The 3,014-nt window shown below is 49.6% G+C and carries 2 protein-coding genes; both read right to left on the bottom strand.

Annotated elements, in window-relative coordinates; genetic code table 11:
- Nucleotides 1–106 precede the first annotated feature (106 nt).
- Nucleotides 107–1,498, bottom strand: coding sequence for a GntP family permease (locus tag EDM52_RS24155; protein WP_122911436.1), 1,392 nt, complete (start codon nucleotides 1,496–1,498; stop codon nucleotides 107–109).
- A 423-nt stretch (nucleotides 1,499–1,921) separates the two neighbouring features.
- On the bottom strand, nucleotides 1,922–3,014 hold a 1,093-nt coding region (locus EDM52_RS24150), incomplete at its 5' end, for a sigma-54 interaction domain-containing protein (RefSeq protein ID WP_122911435.1).

Genomic DNA, 3,014 nt, shown 5'->3' with positions numbered 1-3,014 from the left:
CCCGATTCCGCTCGCTGCACCTGTAATCACTGCTACTTTTTGTTCCAAAAGTTTTTCCATAATGCGATGTTCTCCTTCCCTTTATGACGATGACAGAGCTGATAACTTAAATAAACAGAGACGCACCAAATGCGAGAATGAAAACGGCCAGCGTTTTGACCACCGTAATGGCGAAGATATCTTTATAAGAAGAACGATGAGTCAAACCTGTAATCGCGAGAAGCGTGATGACCGCACCGTTATGTGGCAACGTATCCATACCACCGGAAGCCATCGAAGCGATTCTGTGCAGCAGCTCCGGACTGATGCCCAATGCATTGGCCATCTCCAGATACTGCTTGCCCATAACCTCCAATGCAATGGACAAACCACCCGATGCGGAACCGGTAACACCGGCGAGCACGTTCACGGCAATCGCTTCGGAAACCAACGGATTGTCGCTTGCTCCTACAATCCATTCCTTAATCACAGTGAACCCTGGCAACGTTTTGACAACGTTTCCAAAACCAACCTCGGAAGCTGTATTGAAAATGGCCAATAGCGCACCTGCTGCTGCTGTAGACAAGCCCGCAGCCAATTTGTTTTTCACTTCTTTTGCATTGATCAGGATAGCGGCCAAAATTCCCAAACCTAACGAAATGATCAGTGCCCAGGAAGAGCTGACTGTCTTCACGTTGGCGATATTGAAGTTCTCCTTCAGCATGTTTGCCTCATACCAGCCTTCAACGGACAATCCGCTACGGCTGAACAGGAAGTTCCCGACCAGTACGATCACCAGCGGCAAAATAGCCAACCAGATGCTCATATACGACTTGTTTTGATCTGTCTGCAGCTCAGGTTCATTGATATGGCCTTCGCCATAGCCTTCACCTGCTGCAGCAGCTTGCTTGCGTCTGCGTTCCAACCAGTACATACCTGCTACGAAAACCATGATTGCACCGATAATTCCTACCAAAGGAGCTGCATACGCATCTGTACCAAAATACGTAGTTGGAATGATGTTTTGGATCTGCGGAGTGCCTGGCAGTGCATCCATCGTATACGTGAAGGCACCCAACGCAATCGCACCCGGAATCAAACGCTTCGGAATATTCGCCTCGCGGAAAATGGCTGCCGCGAATGGATAAACAGCAAATGCTACGACGAACAAGGACACGCCACCATACGTCAAAATCGAACAGGCGAGCACGACTGCCAGGATCGCACGATTGGACCCGAGAGCTTTGACGATGTTGTGAGCAATCGATGAAGCTGCTCCGCTCATTTCCATGACTTTACCGAACACAGCACCTAATAAGAAGATAGGGAAAAAGGACTTTACATAGTTGGCTGCGTTCACCATGAAGGTCTCCGTGTAGCTCGGAAGCAAGGCAATTCCGGACATCGCTACGGCGAGCAACGTAAAAATGGGGGCAAAAATAATGACGGGATAACCTCTGTACGCAAAAAACATCAATAATCCCAGAGCAAGGATAATAGAAAATACTTCAATAAACATACAATGCTCCTTTCAACTGACCCGTCTTCCTCGACGGTCATCTTCATTTTTCAATGGATCCTCCAAAACCATAAGCCTAGCGGGAACCACCCATCTCCTCCTAACCCAGCAAGAAACCGCTTTCATTCTCCCTATAAAGCAATTCGTGTGCCAACACCCCGCTGATAACCGCGAATCGCTGTCTGATCAGCTTTTTTGAGCCTAAGCTAATCTGCATTTAGATAACTAGGCCCCAATTTTTCCGGATTCATGGAATTTATAGTCCGCTTTTCTGGAATAACATAAGTTTCCCCTGAAAATGCTTTCATCTTGATTCCCTACCTCCAGAAGCAGCAGTCTTCTCCCCTTTTTTTCATTCCGAAAATCCGGAAAAGCAAAAAACCCTTCTGCTCCGAAGCCAGAAAGGTTTGAAATCGTCTGTTCCTATTTGGACAACCCATGCTTCTCCCATTTTTCATAAAAGGATGACTTGCTGATGTGCAGCAGCTTGGCCGCTTCCAGCTTGTTCCCTTCAGCCTGCTCCATCGCCAGCAGCAAAGCTTCTCTCTCCGCATTCTCCAGCGTTTCCTTCAAAGGCATAAGCGTTGTCGACGAAAAAGCCTGATCCGAAACAGGCAGCCAGAGATGCTCTTTTTTCAAGGTGTCATCCTCCATATGATGCAGCGCACGCTCCAAAACATTGCACAGCTCTCGCACATTTCCAGGCCACGAGTAGCTCCTCAGCACTCCCCAGACTTCGTCGTCAATGGCTTTGACCATGCTGCCTGTCGATTCCACCAGCCTTTGCAGCACATTGGAAACCAACTCAGGCAAATCCTCGAGTCGTTCACGCAACGGAGGAACCTCCAGGGAAACGACATTCAAGCGGTAATAAAGATCCGCCCGAAACCTTCCATCCTTAATACAGGCGAGCAAATCCTGGTTGGTCGAGGCGATCACGCGAACATCGATCGGCGTCGCGCGAACGGCACCGACACGCTCTACTTCCTTCTCCTGGAGCACTCGCAGCAGCTTCGCTTGCAAGGGCATGGGCATGTCCCCGATCTCGTCGAGCAGGATCGTACCGTGATCAGCCAGCTCGAACTTTCCCTTTTTCCCGCGTCGGGCAGCTCCTGTAAAAGCCCCCTCCTCGTAACCGAACAATTCAGACTCCAAAAGCGAATCCGGTATGGCCGCACAGTTTACTCGAATGAACGGCCCCATCTTTCGTTTGCTTTCCGCGTGAATCGCGTGTGCAAACAGCTCCTTTCCCGTACCGCTCTCTCCTGTGATCAGTACAGTCGAATCGCTTTTCGCTACTTTTTGCGAGAATTTCTTCAGCTCCAGCATCTTCAGGCTATAGCCGACAATTTGATCAAAATGATACGTCGCCCCTAGACGGCGACGGAGCTCCTTCTTGTAGTAGGTCAGCTCATCCTGCAGCTGTCCCACCATCGCTGCCAGTGAAGCCAGCTCCTTTACATCCTGAAACAAAACCGTTCCCAGAACGGCAATGACCTGTCCCTCATCCATGATG

The sequence above is a fragment of the Brevibacillus invocatus genome (genome assembly GCF_003710915.1).
GTDB classification, from domain to species: Bacteria; Bacillota; Bacilli; order Brevibacillales; family Brevibacillaceae; genus Brevibacillus; species Brevibacillus invocatus.
Note: the sequence above shows the minus strand (reverse complement) of the source record. Positions and strands in the feature narration are given on the sequence as shown.

What these genes read in the sequence shown, in the direction of transcription:
- EDM52_RS24155 (WP_122911436.1), bottom strand. Translation starts at nt 1,498, where the DNA reads ATGTTTATTGAAGTATTTTCTATTATCCTTGCTCTGGGATTATTGATG.